The organism is Streptomyces sp. NPDC085481, from assembly GCF_044541845.1.
Lineage (GTDB): Bacteria > Actinomycetota > Actinomycetes > Streptomycetales > Streptomycetaceae > Streptomyces.
Genome location: NZ_JBITTJ010000010.1, coordinates 77,900 through 95,901, shown reverse-complemented (window position 1 = coordinate 95,901; position 18,002 = coordinate 77,900). Strand labels below are relative to the sequence as shown.

Here is an 18,002-nt window from a genome sequence, read left to right as displayed (position 1 = left end):
TGTCCGTCCGACCGTCTCCCGCGCCCGCTCAGCGGCCCGTCAGGCTCGCGATCAGCTCGTCGGATGCCGCGTACGGGTCGAGCTCGCCGGCCGTGATCCGCTCGGCCAGCGCGTCCAGCCGGCGATCGCCGTGCAGGTCGCCGATCCGCTCGCGCAGGGCGGTGACCGCGATGGTCTCCACCTCGCGCGCCGCACGGGCCCGGCGGCGCTCGGCGAGCACGCCGTGCTCCTCCATCCAGGCGCGGTGCTTCTCCAGCGCCTCCACGACCTCGTCGATCCCCTCGCCGCGGGCCGCGACCGTCTTCACGATCGGCGGACGCCAGTCGCCCGGACCGCGGGCCTCGCCCAGGCCCAGCATGTGGTTGAGCTCGCGGGCGGTGGCGTCGGCGCCGTCGCGGTCGGCCTTGTTCACCACGTACACGTCGCCGATCTCCAGGATGCCCGCCTTGGCGGCCTGGATGCCGTCGCCCATGCCCGGGGCGAGCAGCACCACCGAGGTGTCGGCCTGGGAGGCGATCTCCACCTCGGACTGGCCGACGCCGACCGTCTCCACCAGGACCACGTCGCAGCCGGCCGCGTCCAGGACGCGGATCGCCTGCGGGGCGGACCAGGCGAGGCCGCCCAGGTGGCCGCGGGTGGCCATGGAGCGGATGTAGACGCCCGGGTCGGAGGCGTGCTCCGACATCCGCACCCGGTCGCCGAGCAGCGCGCCCCCGCTGAACGGCGAGGACGGGTCGACGGCCAGGACGCCGACCCGCTTGCCCGCCCGGCGGTACGCGGACACCAGCGCCGAGGTCGACGTCGACTTGCCGACGCCGGGCGAGCCGGTCAGGCCCACCACGTACGCGCCGCCCGTCAGCGGGGCGAGCGCGGCCATCACCTCGCGCAGCTGCGGGGACGCCCCCTCCACGAGCGAGATCAGCCGGGCCACGGCACGCGGCCGGCCCTCCCGTGCCTGGGCGACCAGTGCGGGGACGTCCACCATCTGCGCTGCTCCTTGGGTCGGTGCTTACTTGCCGGGGACGCGAACGATCAGGGCGTCGCCCTGGCCGCCGCCGCCGCACAGCGCGGCCGCGCCGACGCCGCCGCCGCGGCGCTTGAGCTCCAGGGCCAGGTGCAGCACCACGCGGGCGCCGGACATGCCGATGGGGTGGCCGAGCGCGATGGCGCCACCGTTGACGTTCACCTTTTCAGGGGTGACGCCGAGGTCCTTCATTGACTGGTGGGCGACCGCGGCGAAGGCCTCGTTGATCTCGATGAGGTCGAGGTCCTCGACGCCCAGGCCCTCCTTCTTGAGGGCGTGCAGGATCGCGTTGGACGGCTGCGACTGCAGCGAGTTGTCCGGGCCCGCCACGTTGCCGTGGGCGCCGATCTCGGCGATCCACTCGAGGCCCAGCTCCTGGGCCTTGGCCTTGCTCATGACGACCACGGCGGCGGCGCCGTCGGAGATCTGCGAGGAGGTGCCGGCGGTGATGGTGCCGTCCTTGGCGAAGGCCGGGCGGAGCTTGCCGAGCGACTCGGCGGTGGTCTCGGCGCGGATGCCCTCGTCCTTGGCGAAGACGACCGGCTCCCCCTTGCGCTGCGGGATCTCGACCGGGGTGATCTCGGCCTCGAAGATGCCGTTCTTCTGGGCGGCGGCGGCGCGCTGGTGCGAGAGCGCGGCGATCTCGTCCTGGACCTCTCGCTTGATGCCCAGGCGGGTGTTGTGCTTCTCGGTGGACTCGCCCATGGCGATGTTCTCGAAGGCGTCCGTCAGACCGTCGTACGCCATGGCGTCGAGCATCTCGATGGCGCCGTACTTGTAGCCCTCGCGGGACTTCGGCAGCAGGTGCGGGGCGTTGGTCATGGACTCCTGGCCGCCGGCCACGACCACGTCGAACTCGCCCGCGCGGATCAGCTGGTCCGCGAGCGCGATGGCGTCGAGACCCGAGAGACACACCTTGTTGATGGTGAGGGCGGGGACGCTCATGGGGATGCCGGCCTTGACGGCGGCCTGGCGGGCGGGGATCTGCCCGGCACCCGCCTGGAGCACCTGGCCCATGATCACGTACTGCACCTGGTCGCCGCCGATGCCCGCGCGGTCCAGGGCGGCCTTGATCGCGAAACCGCCGAGGTCGGCGCCCGAGAAGGACTTGAGCGAGCCGAGCAGGCGACCCATGGGCGTGCGGGCGCCCGCGACGATCACTGAGGTGGTACCGGTCGTTCCAGACATGAGGCACAGCCCCTTGGGATGAGGAGTGAACGAGGGTTTACCGCCAATGTACTGAGCGGTGCCGCACCGGGTCACCGGCCTGCCGGTGTGACGGCGCGCACGTTGCGTAACCATCCTCCCGGCGCTGCACTGGGGGCATGCTGACGCGTATCGACCACATCGGAATCGCCTGCCGGGACCTCGACGCCACCGTCGAGTTCTACCGGGCGACGTACGGCTTCGAGGTCTTCCACACCGAGGTCAACGAGGAGCAGGGCGTCCGGGAGGCCATGCTCAAGATCAACGAGACCTCGGACGGCGGGGCCTCCTACCTCCAGCTCCTCGAGCCCACCCGGGAGGACTCGGCGGTGGGCAAGTGGCTCGCCAAGAACGGCGAGGGCGTGCACCACATCGCCTTCGGCACCGCGGACGTCGACGGGGACGCCGAGGCCATCCGTTCGAAGGGTGTGCGGGTCCTCTACGACGAGCCCCGGATCGGCTCCATGGGCTCCCGGATCACCTTCCTGCACCCCAAGGACTGCCACGGCGTCCTGACGGAACTGGTCACTTCGGCGGAGCCCTCGGCTGACCACTCCTCAGCGGAGCACTGACCTCCGGATTCCTGGCCCGGTAGAGTGGGCGACTCCGGGCCGGGGCCGGTCGGAGCCGTGTCCGCACGGCGCCGAAGTCGGGATGTCGGGGTCGTCCGATCTGTCACGATTCCCCGGGGATCCGTCCTCGGCCGTGAGGGCGTGATCGCTGGAGTTGCGATCAGGGTTGGGGTCTCCCCTGCTCGAAGAGCTCGGGGAAGGATGGGACCGCGCAGTGCGGGGCTACGAACGCCAGGAGAGCCAGCGAGCTGAAGACGACCATCTCTCGCGGTTCGAAGCCGAGATGGAACGGCTGAAGACCGAGCGGGAGAAGGCCGTCCAGCACGCCGAGGACCTCGGTTACCAGGTCGAGGTGTTGCGCGCCAAGCTCCACGAGGCCCGGCGCACCATCGCGACCCGGCCCGCCTACGACAGCGCGGACATCGGCTACCAGGCCGAACAGCTGCTGCGCAACGCCCAGGCGCAGGCCGAGCAGCTGCGCCAGGACGCCGAGCGCGAGCTGCGCGACGCCCGGGCCCAGACCCAGCGGATCCTCCAGGAGCACGCCGAGCAGCAGGCCCGCCTCCAGGCGGAGCTGCACACCGAGGCCGTCCAGCGCCGCCAGCAGCTCGACCAGGAGCTGAGCGAACGCCGCCAGACCGTCGAGTCGCACGTCAACGAGAACGTGGCCTGGGCCGAACAGCTGCGGGCCCGCACCGAGTCGCAGGCCCGCCGGCTCCTGGAGGAGTCCCGCGCCGAGGCCGACCAGTCGCTCGCCGCCGCGCGCGCCGAGGCCGCCCGGGTCGCCGAGGAGACCCGCCGCCGGGTGGGTGCAGAGGCGGAGGCCGCCCGTGCCGAGGCCGAAGCGATTCTGCTGCGCGCCCGCAAGGACGCCGAGCGGCTCCTCACCGCCGCCTCCAGCCAGGCGCAGGAGGCCACCAGCCACGCCGAGCAGCTGCGCTCCTCCACCACGGCCGAGACCGAGCAGGCCCGCCGCGAGGTCGCCGAGCTGTCCCGCGGCGCCGAGCAGCGCATGCACGAGGCCGAGGAGAAGCTGCGCGAGGCCCGCGCGGAGGCCGAGCGGACCCTGACCGAGGCCAAGGAAGCGGCGGCCAGGCAGCTCGCCTCCGCCGACTCCGTCAACGAGCAGCGCACCCGGACCGCGAAGGCCGAGATCGCGCGACTCGTCGGCGAGGCCACCAAGGACGCCGAGGCCCTCAAGGAGCAGGCCGAGGAGAAGCTGCGCGAGGCCACCGCCGAGGCCGAGAAGCTGGTCTCGGAAGCCGCGGAGAAGGCCCGTACCGTGGCGGCCGAGGACTCCGCCGCCGCGCTCGCCAAGGCCGCCCGTACCGCCGAGGAGGTCCTGAACAAGGCGTCCCAGGACGCCCAGGAGACCACCCGCAAGGCGGCCGAGGAGGCCGAGCGGATCCGCCGGGAGGCCGAGACCGAGGCCGACCGGCTGCGCTCGCGGGCCGAGGAGCAGGCCGACGAACTGCTCGGCTCGGCGAAGGACGACACCAAGGAGTACCGCGCCAAGACCGTCGAGTTGCAGGAGGAGGCGCGCCGGCTGCGCGGCGAGGCCGAGCAGCTGCGGGCCGAGGCGATCGCCGAGGGCGAGAAGATCCGCGGCGAGGCCCGGCGCGAGGCCGTCCAGCAGATCGAGGAGGCGGCCAAAACCGCCGAGGAGCTGCTGACCAAGTCCCGTACGGACGCCGACGAGATGCGCGGCAGCGCCAACGCCGAGAGCGAGCGGGTCCGCGGCGAGGCCATGGAGCGGGCGCAGACCCTGCGCACCCAGGCCGAGGAGACCCTGGAGCGCACCCGCGCCGAGGCCGAGCGGATGCGCGGCGAGGCCGAGGAGCAGGCCGAGTCGGTCAGGGAGGCCGCCGAGACGGCCGCCACCGCGCTGCGCGAGGAGGCCGAGCGGGCCGCCGCGGCCCGGCAGGCGGAGGCCGCCGAGGAGCTGACCCGGCTGCACACCGAGGCCGAGGCCAAGCTGTCCGCGGCCGGCGAGGAGCTGACCGACGCGCGGGCCGAGGGCGAGCGGATCCGGCGCGAGGCCGCCGAGGAGACCGAGCGGCTGCGCGCGGAGGCCGCCGAGCGGATCCGTACGCTCCAGGCGCAGGCCGAGCAGGAGGCCGAGCGGCTGCGTGCGGAGGCGTCGGCGGACGCGTCGGCCTCGCGTTCGGAGGCGGAGGCGGCCGCGCAGCGGCTGACCTCGGAGGCCGAGGCGGAGGCCGAGCGCCTCAAGTCGGAGGCGCAGGAGACCGCCGACCGGGTACGGGCCGAGGCCGGGGCCGCGGCCGAGCGGGTCGCCGCCGAGGCGGCGGAGGCGCTCGGCGCCGCGCAGGAGGAGGCCAACCGGCGGCGCCGGGAGGCCGACGAGACGCTGGAGTCGGCCCGTTCCGAGGCCGGCCGGGAGCGCGAACTCGCCCGCGAGCAGAGCGAGGAGCTCCTCGCCTCCGCCCGCAAGCGGGTCGAGGAGGCGCAGACCGAGGCGCACCGGCTGGTCGAGGAGGCCGACGCGCGGGCCACCGAGATGGTGACCGCCGCCGAGCAGACCGCGCAGGAGGTACGGGACTCCGTCTCCGGCCTGCGCGAGACGGCCGAGCAGGAGATCGCCGGGCTGCGCAGCGCGGCCGAGCACGCCGCCGAGCGCACCCGCACCGAGGCGCAGGAGGAGGCGGACCGGGTCCGCTCCGACGCGTACGAGGAGCGGGAGCGGGCCACCGAGGACGCCAACCGCACCCGCGAACGCGCCCAGGAGGAGACCGACGCGGCGAAGGCGCTGGCCGAGCGGACGGTCACGGAGGCCCTGGCGGAAGCGGAGAAGCTGCGCGCGGACACCGCCGAGTACGCACAGCGGGTACGCACCGAGGCGACGGACGCGCTGGCCGCGGCCGAGCAGGACGCGTCCCGCACCCGCGCGGACGCCCGGGACGACGCCAACCGGATCCGTTCCGAGGCGGCCGCCCAGGCGGAGACGGTCGTCGGCGAGGCCCGTGCGGAGGCCGACCGGATCGCCGCGGAGGCCGGGCAGACCCTCGACGAGGCCCGTCAGGCCGCCGACAAGCGGCGCGCGGACGCGGCCGAGCAGGCCGACACCCTCATCGGCGAGGCCACCACGCAGGCCGAGCGGATCACCGCAGAGGCCGTCGAGCTCATGGAGAGCACCGAGCGCGACGCCGAGCGGCTGCGCACGGAGGCCGAGCAGGTCAAGGTGGACGGCGAGGCTCACGCCCAGGCGCTGCGCACGGCCGCGCTCGAGGACGCCGACCGGATCCTGGACGAGGCCCGGCAGGCCGCCGACAAGCGGCGCGCGGACGCCGCCGAGCAGGCCGACACCCTCATCGGCGAAGCCACCACGCAGGCCGAGCGGATCACCGCAGAGGCCGTCGAGCTCATGGAGAGCACCGAGCGCGACGCCGAGCGGCTGCGCGCGGAGGCCGAGCAGGTCAAGGCCGACGGCGAGGCCGAGGCCGAGGCGCTGCGGGCCGCGGCCCGTGCCGAGGGCGAGCAGGTCCTGGACGAGGCCCGGCAGGCCGCCGACAAGCGGCGCGCGGACGCCGCCGAGCAGGCCGACACCCTCATCGGCGAGGCGACGGCCGAGGCCGAGCGGATCGCCGCGGAGGCGGCACGGGTCAAGGCGGACGCCGAGGCGGCGGCCGAGGAGATGCGTTCCGAGGCGCGCGCCGAGGCGGACCGTACGCTCGACGAGGCCCGGGAGGCCGGGGCGAAGCGGCGCGCGGACGCGGCCGAGCAGGCCGACCAGCTCATGGCCAAGGCCCAGGAGGAGGCGCTGCGCGCCACCACCGAGGCGGAGACGCAGGCGGACACGATGGTCGGCGCCGCCCGCAAGGAGGCCGACCGGATCGTCGCCGAGGCGACCATCGAGGGCAACTCGCTGGTCGAGAAGGCCCGTACGGACGCGGACGAGCTCCTGGTCGGTGCGCGCAGCGACGCCACTGCCATAAGGGAGCGGGCGGAGGAGCTGCGGGGCCGGATCGAGGGCGAGATCGAGGAGCTGCACGAGCGGGCGCGGCGCGAGACGGCCGAGCAGATGAAGACGGCCGGCGAGCGCGTGGACAAGCTGGTGAAGGCGGCGACCGAGCAGCGTGCGGAGGCCGAGGAGAAGGCCAAGGAGCTGGTCGCGGAGGCGAGTTCGGAGGCGAGCAAGGTCCGTATCGCCGCGGTGAAGAGGGCGGAGGCGCTCCTGAAGGAGGCCGAGCAGAAGAAGGCGTCGCTCGTCGCGGAGGCTCAGAAGATCAAGGCGGAGGCCGAGCAGGAGGCCGAGGAGACCGTCTCGGAGGGCAAGCGCGAACTCGATGTCCTGGTGCGCAGGCGCGAGGACATCAATGCCGAGATCTCCCGTGTCCAGGACGTCCTCGAAGCGTTGGAGTCTTTCGAGACTCCAGGCGGAGGGGCGAAGTCCGCCGGTGCGGATGGCGTCAAGGCGGGCGCTTCCGCCGGAGCCACCCGTTCGAGTGGCAAGTCTTCCGAGAGCTAGCCACTCAAAAGGCTGGACATTCTCCAGATCAAACGGGCATACGCTCGATGACACGCCGCTTCGACCCCTAGGATTCCCCCTAACACCTCACCGGTCTCATTCGACAGGAACCCCATGAGCGACACTTCCTCCCCCTTCGGCTTCGAGCTCGTGCGGCGTGGTTACGACCGCGGTCAGGTGGACGACCGCATTACCAAGCTCGTCGCCGACCGTGACAGTGCTCTGGCCCGAATCACCTCTCTGGAAAAGCGCATCGAGGAACTTCACCTCGAGACTCAGAACGCCCAGGCCCAGGTCACCGACGCCGAACCGTCGTACGCCGGTCTCGGTGCCCGGGTCGAGAAGATCCTCCGGCTCGCCGAGGAGGAGGCGAAGGACCTGCGCGAGGAGGCCCGTCGCGCCGCCGAGCAGCACCGCGAGCTGGCCGAGTCGGCCGCCCAGCAGGTGCGCAACGACGCCGAGTCGTTCGCGGCCGAGCGCAAGGCGAAGGCCGAGGACGAGGGCGTCCGGATCGTCGAGAAGGCACAGGGCGAGGCCAACTCGCTGCGTGCGGAGGCCCAGAAGGACGCGCAGTCGAAGCGCGAGGAGGCGGACGCCCTCTTCGAGGAGACCCGCGCCAAGGCCGCTCAGGCCGCCGCGGACTTCGAGACCAACCTGGCCAAGCGCCGCGAGCAGTCGGAGCGCGACCTGGCCTCGCGTCAGGCGAAGGCGGAGAAGCGCCTGGCCGAGATCGAGCACCGCGCCGAGCAGCTGCGCCTGGAGGCCGAGAAGCTGCGTACGGACGCGGAGCGCCGGGCCCGCCAGACGGTGGAGACCGCGCAGCGCCAGGCCGAGGACATCGTGGCCGACGCGAACGCCAAGGCCGACCGGATCCGCTCGGAATCGGAGCGCGAGCTGGCGGCGCTGACGAACCGCCGCGACTCCATCAACGCGCAGCTGACCAACGTCCGCGAGATGCTGGCCACGCTGACCGGTGCCGCGGTGGCCGCGGCCGGCTCGCCGATCGACGACGAGCGGACCGCCGGAGTCCCGGCGCAGCAGTCCCGGTAACAGGTACGTCGCGCTCCGCAAAACCCTCCGTCATTCCGGTGGCGGGGGGTTTTTCGTGCCCTTAGGTTGGGACGCATGATCGAGCTTGAGGGCCTCACCAAGCGCTTCGGGACGAAGACCGCGGTCGACCATCTCAGCTTCAGCGTGCGGCCGGGGGTGATCACCGGCTTCCTGGGGCCCAACGGGGCGGGCAAGTCGACGACGATGCGGATGATGCTGGACCTGGACAACCCGACCAGCGGGACGGTCCGGATCGACGGCAAGCACTACCGCGAGCTACAGGAGCCGCTGAAGTACATCGGGGCGCTGCTCGACGCGAAGGCGATGCACGGCGGCCGCTCCGCGTACAACAACCTGCTGTGCCTCGCGCAGTCCAACCGCATTCCGGAGCGCCGGGTCGGCGAGGTGCTCGATCTGGTGGGTCTGACGCCCGTCGCGAAGAAGAAGTCGAAGGGCTTCTCGCTCGGTATGGGGCAGCGGCTCGGAATCGCCTCCGCGCTGCTCGGTGATCCCGAGATCCTGATGTTCGACGAACCCGTCAATGGTCTGGACCCCGAGGGAATTCACTGGATCCGCAATCTGATGAAGGCCCTTGCGGCGGAGGGCCGGACGATCTTCGTTTCCAGCCATCTGATGAGTGAAATGGCTCTGACGGCTGATCACCTCATCGTCATCGGACAGGGAAAGCTGCTGGCGGACACGTCGATGGCGGATTTCATCCAGCAGAATTCCCGGAGTTACGTACGACTGCGCTCGCCGCAGCAGGAACGGCTGCGGGACCTGCTCCACGCGAACGGATTCGTCGCCGTCGAGGCGGGCGGCGGGACGCTCGAGGTGGACGGGGCGACGACGGAGAAGCTGGGCGAGCTGGCCGCGGCCAACCAGATCGTGCTGCACGAGCTGAGCTCCCAGCGGGCCTCGCTCGAAGAAGCGTTCATGCAGATGACGGCGGGTGTCGTGGAGTACCACGCGCACGGGACGGACGTACACGGCGCCGGCGACGACGCCCCCGGGCCCCGCTGGGGCGAGAGCTTCGAGGGAGCCTGATCGATGGCAGCGGCATCCGCGGTCCTGCAGTCGGAGTGGACCAAGATCCGGACGGTCTCGTCGACCGTGTGGACGCTGGCGAGCGCGCTCGTCGTGACGGTGGCGATGGGCGCGGCCCTGTCCGCGCTGCTCAAGTCGACCTTCGACGACCTCTCCGAGGTGGAGCGGGCCACCTTCGACCCGACGTTCGTCAGTTTCTCGGGGATGGTTCTCGGCCAGCTGGCGATGGTGGTCTTCGGCGTCCTGGTGGTCGGCACCGAGTACTCCTCGGGCATGATCCGCACCTCGCTGGCCGCCGTGCCGCAAAGGGCCACCTTCCTGTTCTCGAAGATCGCGGTGGCCGGCGGGCTGGCCCTGCTGGTCGGTCTGGTGACGAGCTTCCTGTCCTTCTTCCTCGGCCAGGCGCTGCTCGGTGAGCACCGGACCACGATCGGTGCGGACAACGTGCTGCGGGCGGTGGTCGGCGGCGGCCTCTACATGGGCCTGATCGCGATCTTCTCCATGGGTGTGGCGACGATGCTGCGCTCGTCGATGCTGTCGCTCGGCATCCTGGTGCCGTTCTTCTTCCTGATCTCGCAGATCCTGTCGGCCGTGCCGAAGGCCAAGGAGGTCGCCCGCTACTTCCCCGACCAGGCGGGCTCCAAGATCATGCAGGTCGTGCCGGACGCCCTGGGCTCGGAGAAGGCGCCGTACGGCCCGTGGGGCGGGCTCGGCATCATGGTGCTCTGGGTGCTGGCCGCGCTGGCCGGCGGCTACCTGGTGATGAAGAAGCGCGACGCGTGATCGGATCCGGTATCCGATCCTGATCCCGCGCTGATCCGACCCTGATCGGATACTGGATCCAATCGACGATCACGATTCCGCTTCGGCGGAACCGTCAACGGCTGGATAAGCTCCTAGCTCATACGGGGGGCTCCGGCCTGCGGCCGCCACGCCCCGAGGACGACCCGACCTGTCGATGGGGCTGGAGAATGATCGAGGCAGTCGGCCTGACGAAGCGCTACGGCGCCAAGACGGCCGTGTACAACCTTTCCTTCCAGGTGAGGCCCGGGCATGTCACGGGCTTCCTGGGGCCCAACGGTTCGGGCAAGTCGACGACCATGCGCATGATCCTCGGCCTCGACCGGCCGACGTCCGGGCACGTGACGATCGGCGGGCACCCCTTCCGGCAGCTCCCCAACGCGCCCCGCCAGGTCGGCGCGCTGCTCGACGCGAAGGCGGTGCACGGCGGACGCAGCGCCCGCAACCACCTCCTGTCGCTCGCCCAGCTCGCCGGCATCCCGGCGCAGCGGGTCGACGAGGTGCTCGGCGTGGTGGGCCTCCAGGAGGTCGCCAAGCGGCGCTCCAAGGGCTTCTCGCTCGGCATGGGCCAGCGGCTCGGCATCGCGGCGGCGCTGCTCGGCGACCCGCAGGTGCTGCTCTTCGACGAGCCGGTCAACGGGCTCGACCCCGAGGGCATCCTCTGGGTGCGCAACCTGATGAAGAAGCTGGCCTCCGAGGGCCGGACCGTGTTCGTCTCCAGCCACCTCATGAGCGAGATGGCGCTGACGGCGGACCACCTGATCGTGATCGGCCGCGGGCAGCTGCTCGCGGACATGAGCGTGAAGGACTTCATCTCGGCGAACTCCGCGGACTTCGCCCGGGTGCGCACCCCGCACACCGAGCCGCAGCAGCGCGAGAAGCTGACCGCGGTGCTCACCGAGGCCGGCGCCGGCGTCCTGTCCGAGCCGGACGGCGCGCTGCGCGTGACGGGGCTCGCGCTGCCCCGGATCAGCGACCTGGCCCACGAGGCGGACGTCCGCCTGTGGGAGCTCTCCCCGCACCAGGCCTCCCTGGAGGAGGCGTACATGCGGATGACGCAGGGCGCCGTGGACTACCGCTCCACCGACGACCAGCTCGCCCACCTCCAGGCGCCGCAGCACCACCCGCACCACATGCCGCAGCAGCCGGCCGGGTACGCGGTGCCCGAGGTGCCGCAGCAGGGCTGGTACGCCCCGCCGCCGCCCGGACAGAACCCGTACGCCGCCCAGCACGACCCGCAGCACCCGCAGAACCCCCAGCAGGGCCGGAACCCCGAGGACGCCCGATGACGACCCCGTACTCGTACGTCTCCCCCATCGAGGTCCGCAAGGCGCACCTCGGTGACGCGCTCGCCTCGGAGTGGACCAAGATCCGCTCGCTGCGCTCCACGATGTGGACGCTGGGGGTCATGGTGCTGCTGATGCTCGGCATCGGTCTGGGCGTCGCCGCGATCGTGTCGACCTCGGAGGTGTCCACCGAGGGCGAGACCGCGCTCGGCCTGGGCTTCTTCGGCGTGCTGCTCGGCTCGATCTGTGTGATCACGCTCGGCGTGCTGACGATCGCGTCCGAGTACGGCACGGGCATGATCCGCACCACGCTGACCGCCTGCCCGAGCCGTGGCCGCGTCCTCGCGGCGAAGGCGATCGTGTTCTTCCTGCTGGTCTTCGTCGTCACCACGGTGACCGCGACCGTCGTCGCGCTGACACAGGTGGGGATGGTCGACGCCGCCGAGCCGACGGGCGGGGAGTGGCTGCGGGCCACGGTCGGCGTGGGCCTCTACCTCGCGCTGCTCGGGCTGCTCTCGCTGGGCATCGGCGCGGTCATCCGGCACTCGGCCGGCGCGATCACCATCATGATCGGCGTGCTGCTGCTGCCGCTGGTGGCGGCCATGTTCATGTTCTCGGAGTCGCTCACCAAGGTGCGCGAGTGGCTGCTCGACTACGCGATCCCGAGCCAGCTGATCTCGTTGTACGCGGGCAGGTCGGCGGTGACCATGGACGGCCCGTCGGGCTGGGACCCGGTGTGGATCATGGGCGTCCTGGCGGCCGCGGCACTCGGCGGCGCCTTCGCGCTGCTGAACAGCCGGGACGTCTAGAGCCGGTCTGGGCGGACCGGGCCGCAGCGGCCGTAGGGCCGCTCAGTACCGAGGCGCGTTACGGGACCGCTGCACCCGACTGGTGCGGCGGTCCTTGGCGTTCCAGCAGGCCTTGTGCCAGTGGCGCCGGTCCTCCACTCCGCCGTACTCCGGCCAGGCCACCACGTGCGGGGCGCCGGAGGGGATCTCCTGGTCGCAGCCGGGACAGCGGTAGCGCTTGCCGGGCGAGCTCGCGCCGGCGACATGGCGGACGCACCACTCCTCCCCCTGCCAGCTCTCGGTGCGCTGCGCACCGCCGTACCGCTCTCCCGAGTCGCCCTGGTCATCGGGCTTCGCGCCGCCACGGGGGCGGTTGTGGCGCGGGGACACTTCGACACCTCACAGGGGGGACGGGGCCACGGACGGTTCCGTCAAGCGTACGGGCCGCGACCGGGTCGCTCCGAACCCGCCTGCGGGGGATCAGCCGAAAATCGCAAGAACTTCATGAACGCCCGTTGCCTTTGGCACGTGTCAGACGTTGTTGCCGGTACGAGGGGAAGTCGTACGGGGAGAACGCGTCGGCCGCAAGGAGGCAGAAGGCGATGCGCGTGGGTACGTTCGTCCTGGCCGCCCAGTTCCCTGGGCAGGGCCAAGGGGAGGCACTGCACCGGGCGGTCCGGACCGCCGAGGTCGCCGAGGAGGCGGGGCTGGACTCCGTCTGGCTGGCCGAGCACCACTTCGTGCCGTACGGGGTCTGCCCGTCGGCCGTCACCCTGGCCGCGCTGCTCCTCGGGCGCACCCGCCGGATCCGGGTCGGCACGGCGGTCAGCGTGCTGCCGAGCGCGCACCCGGTCGCGCTGGGCGAGCAGGCGGCCCTGCTCCATGTGACCTCCGGCGGAAGATTCACCCTTGGGGTGGGCCGCGGCGGGCCGTGGATCGACCTGGAGGTGTTCGGCTCGGGACTCCCGGCGTACGAGAAGGGCTTCCCGGAGTCGCTCGATCTGCTGCTGCGCTGGCTGACCGAACCCCGGGTGGGGGCCCAGGGGGAACGATTCGCTTTCCGCGAGGTGGCGGTCGTGCCGGGCCCCGGCGAGCTGATCGGCGGGCCGGCCGCCCCGGAGGTGGTGGTCGCCTGCACCTCGCCGAAGAGCGTGCGGCTCGCGGCCGAGCGGGGGCTGCCGATGCTGCTCGGCATGCACTGCGGGGACGAGGAGAAGGCCGAGATGGTGTCCGCCTGGGAGCGGTGCGCGCGGGAGGCCGGGCGCACCCCGGACGAGATCGCCCGGATCGGCACCGGCCATGTCTCGGCGGGCGTGGTCCAGCTCGCGGACCGTACGGCGCACGCGGCGGAGGCCCTGCTGAAGGCGATGCCCGGCTGGCTGAAGCAGGGGCTCGACGCCCACGTCACGGTGGACGGCCGGCACCGCTCGATGCGCGACCCGGTGGCGTACACGGAGCTGCTGTGCGGGCTGCACCCGGTGGGCACCCCGCGGCTCGCGGCGGACCGGCTCGCGGCGACCGCCGAGCGCACGGGCATCACCCGCTTCGCGCTCCTCTCGGAGGGCTCGGGCGACCTGGCCGCCACCGAGGAGAACGTACGGCGGCTCGGCACCGAGGTGCTGCCGCTGTTGGTGTGAGGGGTCACGGTAGGGGGACCGTGCTGCCGCCCGGCATCTTTCGCTCTCCCGCGATGCGGAGCGGCAGCACCAGGCCTTGTCAGCAGTCGCGCAGTTCGGGCGACTGGTTGAGAAGCTGCCCCCGGATGGACGTGAAGCGGGCGAGCCGCTCGTCCACCGACGGGTCGAGCGGGAAGACCGCCACCCGGTGGCAGTTCTGGAAGGCGAGACGCACCCCGAAGTGCCGCTGCAGCGCACCGCGGATGGCATCGCTCGCGAGTGCACGCAGCAGCTGACCGCGTGCCTGCTCGTTCGGCGGCGGCGTCTGGTTGTCGGCGAACTCGCCGCCGTCGACCTTCAGCTGTGCCACCAGAGAACTGATCATCTCCCATGCGTAGGGCAGGGAGGTCCGGACGCAGTCGACGAAGTCGGCTTCGTCGACCTCGCCTCGCTCGGCCTGTTCCAACAGCGCCGGTGAGACGTCGAGCGACATGGGTTCTCCTCTCGCGACCCCGACGGGCGGGGTCTTGCGGGCAGGGTCAGAGGCCGGAGCGACGCGCACGCAGCGTGCACGGGCGACGACCTCCTGTCTTCCACGTTAAGCGCGCGGTCCTGCCCGCACCAGGAGATTGGGCACACAACCGGCCAATAAGTGACGGGTGTTGGGAGTGCGCCCGGCGGGCGTTACGGCCCGAATCGCGCGGAAGAGCGTCCGTCTTGTAGCGTTGCGGACCATGCGTCTCGTCATTGCCCGTTGTTCCGTGGACTACGCGGGCCGGCTCACCGCCCACCTGCCCTCCGCACCCCGTCTGATCCTGGTCAAGGCCGACGGCAGCGTCTCCATCCACGCGGACGACCGGGCGTACAAACCGCTCAATTGGATGTCGCCGCCGTGCACACTGAAGGAAGGCGCCGACGGAACGGACGGTGAGGCGGGCATCTGGACCGTGATCAACAAAGCGGGCGAGAAACTGATCATCACGATGGAGGAGATCCTCCACGACTCCTCGCACGAACTGGGTGTCGACCCGGGTCTGATCAAGGACGGCGTCGAGGCGCATCTGCAGGAGCTGCTCGCCGATCGCATCGAGACGCTGGGCGAGGGCTGGACGCTGGTCCGCCGCGAGTACCCGACGGCGATCGGCCCGGTGGACATCCTGTGCCGGGACTCCGACGGGGCGACGGTCGCGGTGGAGATCAAGCGGCGCGGCGAGATCGACGGCGTCGAGCAGCTGACCCGATACCTGGAGCTGCTCAACCGCGACCCGCACCTCGCGCCGGTGAAGGGCATCTTCGCGGCCCAGGAGATCAAGCCGCAGGCGCGGGTGCTCGCCACCGACCGCGGGATCGACTGCGTGGTGCTCGACTACGACGCCCTGCGCGGGATCGAGGACGACAAGCTGCGCTTGTTCTGAGGAGCGGTACGCAGCAGGCCCGGGTGCGCGAGACGCGCGCCCGGGCCTTTGTCGTACGCGGGTCAGGCCGGGGTCTCGTCCGTGGTGGCGGGCGCCGACTCGGAGCGGGAGGCGGAGGCGGAGTTGCTGGGGCTGTCCGTGCCGGTCGGCGCCGTGGTGGGGGGCGTCGTCGGAGGGGTGGTGGAGGGCGTCGTCGACGGGGTCGTCGTCGACGGGGTCGGCGGCTCCGTCGGCGGCTTGGTCTTCGTCGGCGTCGTCGTCGGGCGCGGCGGTGGCGTCGTGGCCGTCGGCCTGCCCGGGGTCGCGGTGCCCGTCGCGGACGGGGAGCCGGACGGGTGGGCGGGGCCGCCAGCGGAGCCGGTGGCGGCCGGGGTCGCCGTGCCGGTGGGCTGCGGGGAGGCCGGGTCCGAGGGCTTGCCGGTCTCGTCCTCGGCCGGCTCGTCCTCGCCGCCGGTGCCGTCCTCGATGCCGCCCTGGTCGGCGGTGCTGTCGGAGGTCACCCGGTCGGTGCCGGGGTTCTCGTCGTTGCCGGAGCCGGCGCCGAGGGTCACCACGGTGCCGAGGACGGCGACGAGCAGCGCGCCCGCGCCGACGGCGGCCAGGTTGCGGCGGGCCCCGGTGAGGATGCCCCTGCGCAGTCCGGGCCGGTCCGCTTCGGGGGTGACGACCACGGTGGGGTCGTCGTCGGCGAAGGCGGCGAGCGAGGCCGGGGTGAACGCGGTGGGCGGGGTGGGCGCGCCGGGAGCGGTGGGCTTGGCGAGCGCCGGGAAGGCGGGCTTGGCGGCGAGCGGCGTGGTCACCGGGATGCCGCGGGCCGGCGAGGCGGGCCCTTCGCGGCGGGCGGCCGGCCCGGGCGCGGGTGCCAGGGCGGCCGGCTCGGCCGGGGTGGCCGCGCCGGTGAGGTCGGCGACGAGCGCGAGGGCCCGGCGGCCGGCGACGGTGCCGCGCTTGTCGGCGAGGGCGCCGCGCAGGCCGATGGAGGCCTCCAGCTCGGCGCGGGCCCGCTGCGGGCTGCCGGCGCAGAGCGCGAGGATGCCCAACTCGTGGTGGAAGTAGGCCTCGTCGGCGACCTCGCCGGCCAGCCGGGCGGCCTCCTGGCCGCCGCGCAGGGCCCGCTCCCAGGCGCCCCAGTGCAGGCCCGCGGCGAAGGCGGGCGCGGCGGCGCGGGCGAGGAGCACGGCGGCCTCGTGGTGCTCGGCCGTGGCGCCGGGGATGACCGCGGCGAGGGCGGCGAGCAGGGCGTCGGCCTCGGCGGTGGCCCGTTCGGGGGTGACGGAGGGGTGTCCGGCCCACCAGGCGTAGTGCTGGGCGACGCCGAGGGCGCGGCCGGTGGCGTCCGCCTCGTACCCCTGGGCGAGCAGCTGGGTGAGGACGCCGGCGGCGAGGCGGTAGCGGGTGCCGACCGGGGAGAGCAGTCCGCAGGCCATGAGTTCGCCGAGGGCCGCGTCGGCGTGGGTGTCGCCGACGAGGGCGGGCAGGTGGGCTTGGTGGGGCACCTCGCCGCCGAGGGCGACGGCGAAGCGGAGGGTGTCCTGGGCGGCGCGGCTGAGCCGGGAGGCGAGCAGGGAGGCCGGGGCGGCGCCCTCGCCGAGGCTGGGCAGCGGTATGTCGCGGACCTCGACGTCGGGGTCGTCGGCGGTGGGCACCGCGTCGCGCGGGGCGTCGGGCGCGGGTGCGGGGGCGCCGCTCGGGCCGAAGGCCTCCTCCAGGGCGCCGAAGGCGTCGAACTCGGCGGGGCCGACCCGCATCCGGTCGCGCTGCCGGAGCAGGGCGCCGGCCTGGACGAAGCGGAGCGGCAGTCCCTCGGACTCGAACCAGAGGTCGCCCGCCCAGTTGGCCTCGTCCTCGGTGAGGTCGCGGCCGACGGCGTTCTCCAGGAGTTCGACGGCGGCGGCGCGGCCGAGGCCGGTGAGGGCGACCTCTTCGAGGGCGGCCTCGGGCGAGGCGGCGGGGGCGGCGGGGGTGACGGCGAAGAGGAACGCGCAGTCGGGGGTGGCGGCCAGCAGCTCGTCGAGGGCTGCACCACCGAACTCCAGGTCGTCGACGAGGACGATGGCGCCGATGCGGCGGACCTCGATGAGGAGTTCCTCGCGGTCGGGCCGGAACCCGGGGGCGTACTGGACGGTGTGGAAGAGCTCGTACAGCAGCTCGGTGGGGGTGCGGTGGTGGCCGGAGAGCCGGACGACGCCGTCGGGGGCGATGTCGGCGCAGTCGGTGGCGACGGCGTCGAGGAGGGTGCTGCGGCCGGAGCCGGCGGGGCCGGTGAGCCGGGCGGAGCGGCCGCGGGTGAGGTGCTGGACCAGTTGTTCGCGCTGTTCCTGGCGTTCGAGCAGCGGGAGGGCGGGGGCCGGCGGGCCCGGCGGTACGGGCGGGGTGGCGGCGCGGGCGGCCTCGACGCGTTCCTGGGCGGTGCGGCGTCTGGGGGCCGGGGGCTGCTCGCCGGGCGGGCAGACCTCGATCTCGCTGCCGTCGACGGGGTTGACGGTGAGCAGCAGGCCGCCGGAGACGAGGCGGGCCGTGCGGACCCGGGCGGGGGTGGTGGACGCGGGTGCGGGTACGGCGTGTCCGGGGCGTGCGTCGTCGCCCTCGGTGTCGTGACCGTACTCCTCCGGTCCCCGGTTGATCGGGTCCATGGTCCAAGCTCCCAAGCGGCGGGCGATGTGCAGGCGAGCCGACCCTAGACGGTTGTCCGGTGTCCGGGAACAGGCGGG

Annotated in this window: 14 protein-coding genes; 9 read left to right on the top strand and 5 right to left on the bottom strand. The window is 72.8% G+C overall.

Features of this window, described 5'->3' with window-relative positions; all coding sequences use genetic code 11:
* Positions 1–28 precede the first annotated feature (28 nt).
* The gene (gene meaB / locus ACIGEZ_RS21605) at positions 29–985 is read right to left on the bottom strand and encodes a methylmalonyl Co-A mutase-associated GTPase MeaB (protein ID WP_399833409.1); all 957 of its coding nucleotides are present in this window, start codon (positions 983–985) and stop codon (positions 29–31) included.
* Positions 986–1,009: 24 nt separating this feature from the next.
* Positions 1,010–2,212, bottom strand: coding sequence for an acetyl-CoA C-acetyltransferase (locus ACIGEZ_RS21600; protein ID WP_399833407.1), 1,203 nt, complete (start codon positions 2,210–2,212; stop codon positions 1,010–1,012).
* Between the two features lie 137 nt (positions 2,213–2,349).
* On the opposite strand from ACIGEZ_RS21600, the gene mce reads away from it, so the two are divergent.
* From mce to ACIGEZ_RS21565, 7 genes are all read left to right on the top strand, one after another.
* Positions 2,350–2,802, top strand: coding sequence for a methylmalonyl-CoA epimerase (gene mce / locus ACIGEZ_RS21595; RefSeq protein WP_399833405.1), 453 nt, complete (start codon positions 2,350–2,352; stop codon positions 2,800–2,802).
* Positions 2,803–3,016: 214 nt separating this feature from the next.
* The gene (gene scy, locus ACIGEZ_RS21590) at positions 3,017–7,288 is read left to right on the top strand and encodes a polarized growth protein Scy (RefSeq protein ID WP_399833403.1); all 4,272 of its coding nucleotides are present in this window, start codon (positions 3,017–3,019) and stop codon (positions 7,286–7,288) included.
* 114 nt (positions 7,289–7,402) lie between these two features.
* Positions 7,403–8,338, top strand: coding sequence for a cellulose-binding protein (locus ACIGEZ_RS21585; RefSeq protein WP_362524032.1), 936 nt, complete (start codon positions 7,403–7,405; stop codon positions 8,336–8,338).
* 75 nt (positions 8,339–8,413) lie between these two features.
* Positions 8,414–9,385, top strand: coding sequence for an ABC transporter ATP-binding protein (locus ACIGEZ_RS21580; RefSeq protein ID WP_399833400.1), 972 nt, complete (start codon positions 8,414–8,416; stop codon positions 9,383–9,385).
* Between the two features lie 3 nt (positions 9,386–9,388).
* Entirely contained in the window at positions 9,389–10,168 is a 780-nt protein-coding gene (locus tag ACIGEZ_RS21575; protein WP_399833398.1) for an ABC transporter permease, read from the top strand.
* 188 nt (positions 10,169–10,356) lie between these two features.
* The gene (locus ACIGEZ_RS21570; protein ID WP_399833396.1) at positions 10,357–11,475 is read left to right on the top strand and encodes an ATP-binding cassette domain-containing protein; all 1,119 of its coding nucleotides are present in this window, start codon (positions 10,357–10,359) and stop codon (positions 11,473–11,475) included.
* Complete coding sequence (locus ACIGEZ_RS21565) at positions 11,472–12,281, top strand: ABC transporter permease subunit (RefSeq protein ID WP_399833394.1); 810 nt, start codon at positions 11,472–11,474, stop codon at positions 12,279–12,281. Before ACIGEZ_RS21570 ends, ACIGEZ_RS21565 begins: the two co-directional genes overlap by 4 nt.
* Positions 12,282–12,323: 42 nt before the next feature.
* Here the strand turns inward: ACIGEZ_RS21565 and ACIGEZ_RS21560 are convergent, their stop codons facing one another.
* The gene (locus tag ACIGEZ_RS21560; protein WP_399833392.1) at positions 12,324–12,650 is read right to left on the bottom strand and encodes an ATP/GTP-binding protein; all 327 of its coding nucleotides are present in this window, start codon (positions 12,648–12,650) and stop codon (positions 12,324–12,326) included.
* Positions 12,651–12,862: 212 nt separating this feature from the next.
* Between ACIGEZ_RS21560 and ACIGEZ_RS21555 the strand changes: the two genes are divergently transcribed.
* Entirely contained in the window at positions 12,863–13,897 is a 1,035-nt protein-coding gene (locus tag ACIGEZ_RS21555) for an LLM class flavin-dependent oxidoreductase (protein WP_399833390.1), read from the top strand.
* A gap of 79 nt (positions 13,898–13,976) precedes the next feature.
* Here the strand turns inward: ACIGEZ_RS21555 and ACIGEZ_RS21550 are convergent, their stop codons facing one another.
* Complete coding sequence (locus ACIGEZ_RS21550) at positions 13,977–14,369, bottom strand: SCO5389 family protein (protein ID WP_132913375.1); 393 nt, start codon at positions 14,367–14,369, stop codon at positions 13,977–13,979.
* 241 nt (positions 14,370–14,610) lie between these two features.
* Between ACIGEZ_RS21550 and nucS the strand changes: the two genes are divergently transcribed.
* Positions 14,611–15,291 carry an endonuclease NucS gene (gene nucS, locus ACIGEZ_RS21545; RefSeq protein WP_399833388.1) on the top strand — a complete coding sequence of 227 codons (681 nt, stop codon included), beginning with the start codon at positions 14,611–14,613 and terminating at the stop codon, positions 15,289–15,291.
* Between the two features lie 62 nt (positions 15,292–15,353).
* Here nucS and ACIGEZ_RS21540 read toward each other — a convergent pair whose 3' ends face one another.
* Positions 15,354–17,924, bottom strand: a complete 2,571-nt coding sequence (locus ACIGEZ_RS21540; protein ID WP_399833386.1) for an ATP-binding protein — start codon at positions 17,922–17,924, stop codon at positions 15,354–15,356.
* Positions 17,925–18,002 lie beyond the last annotated feature (78 nt).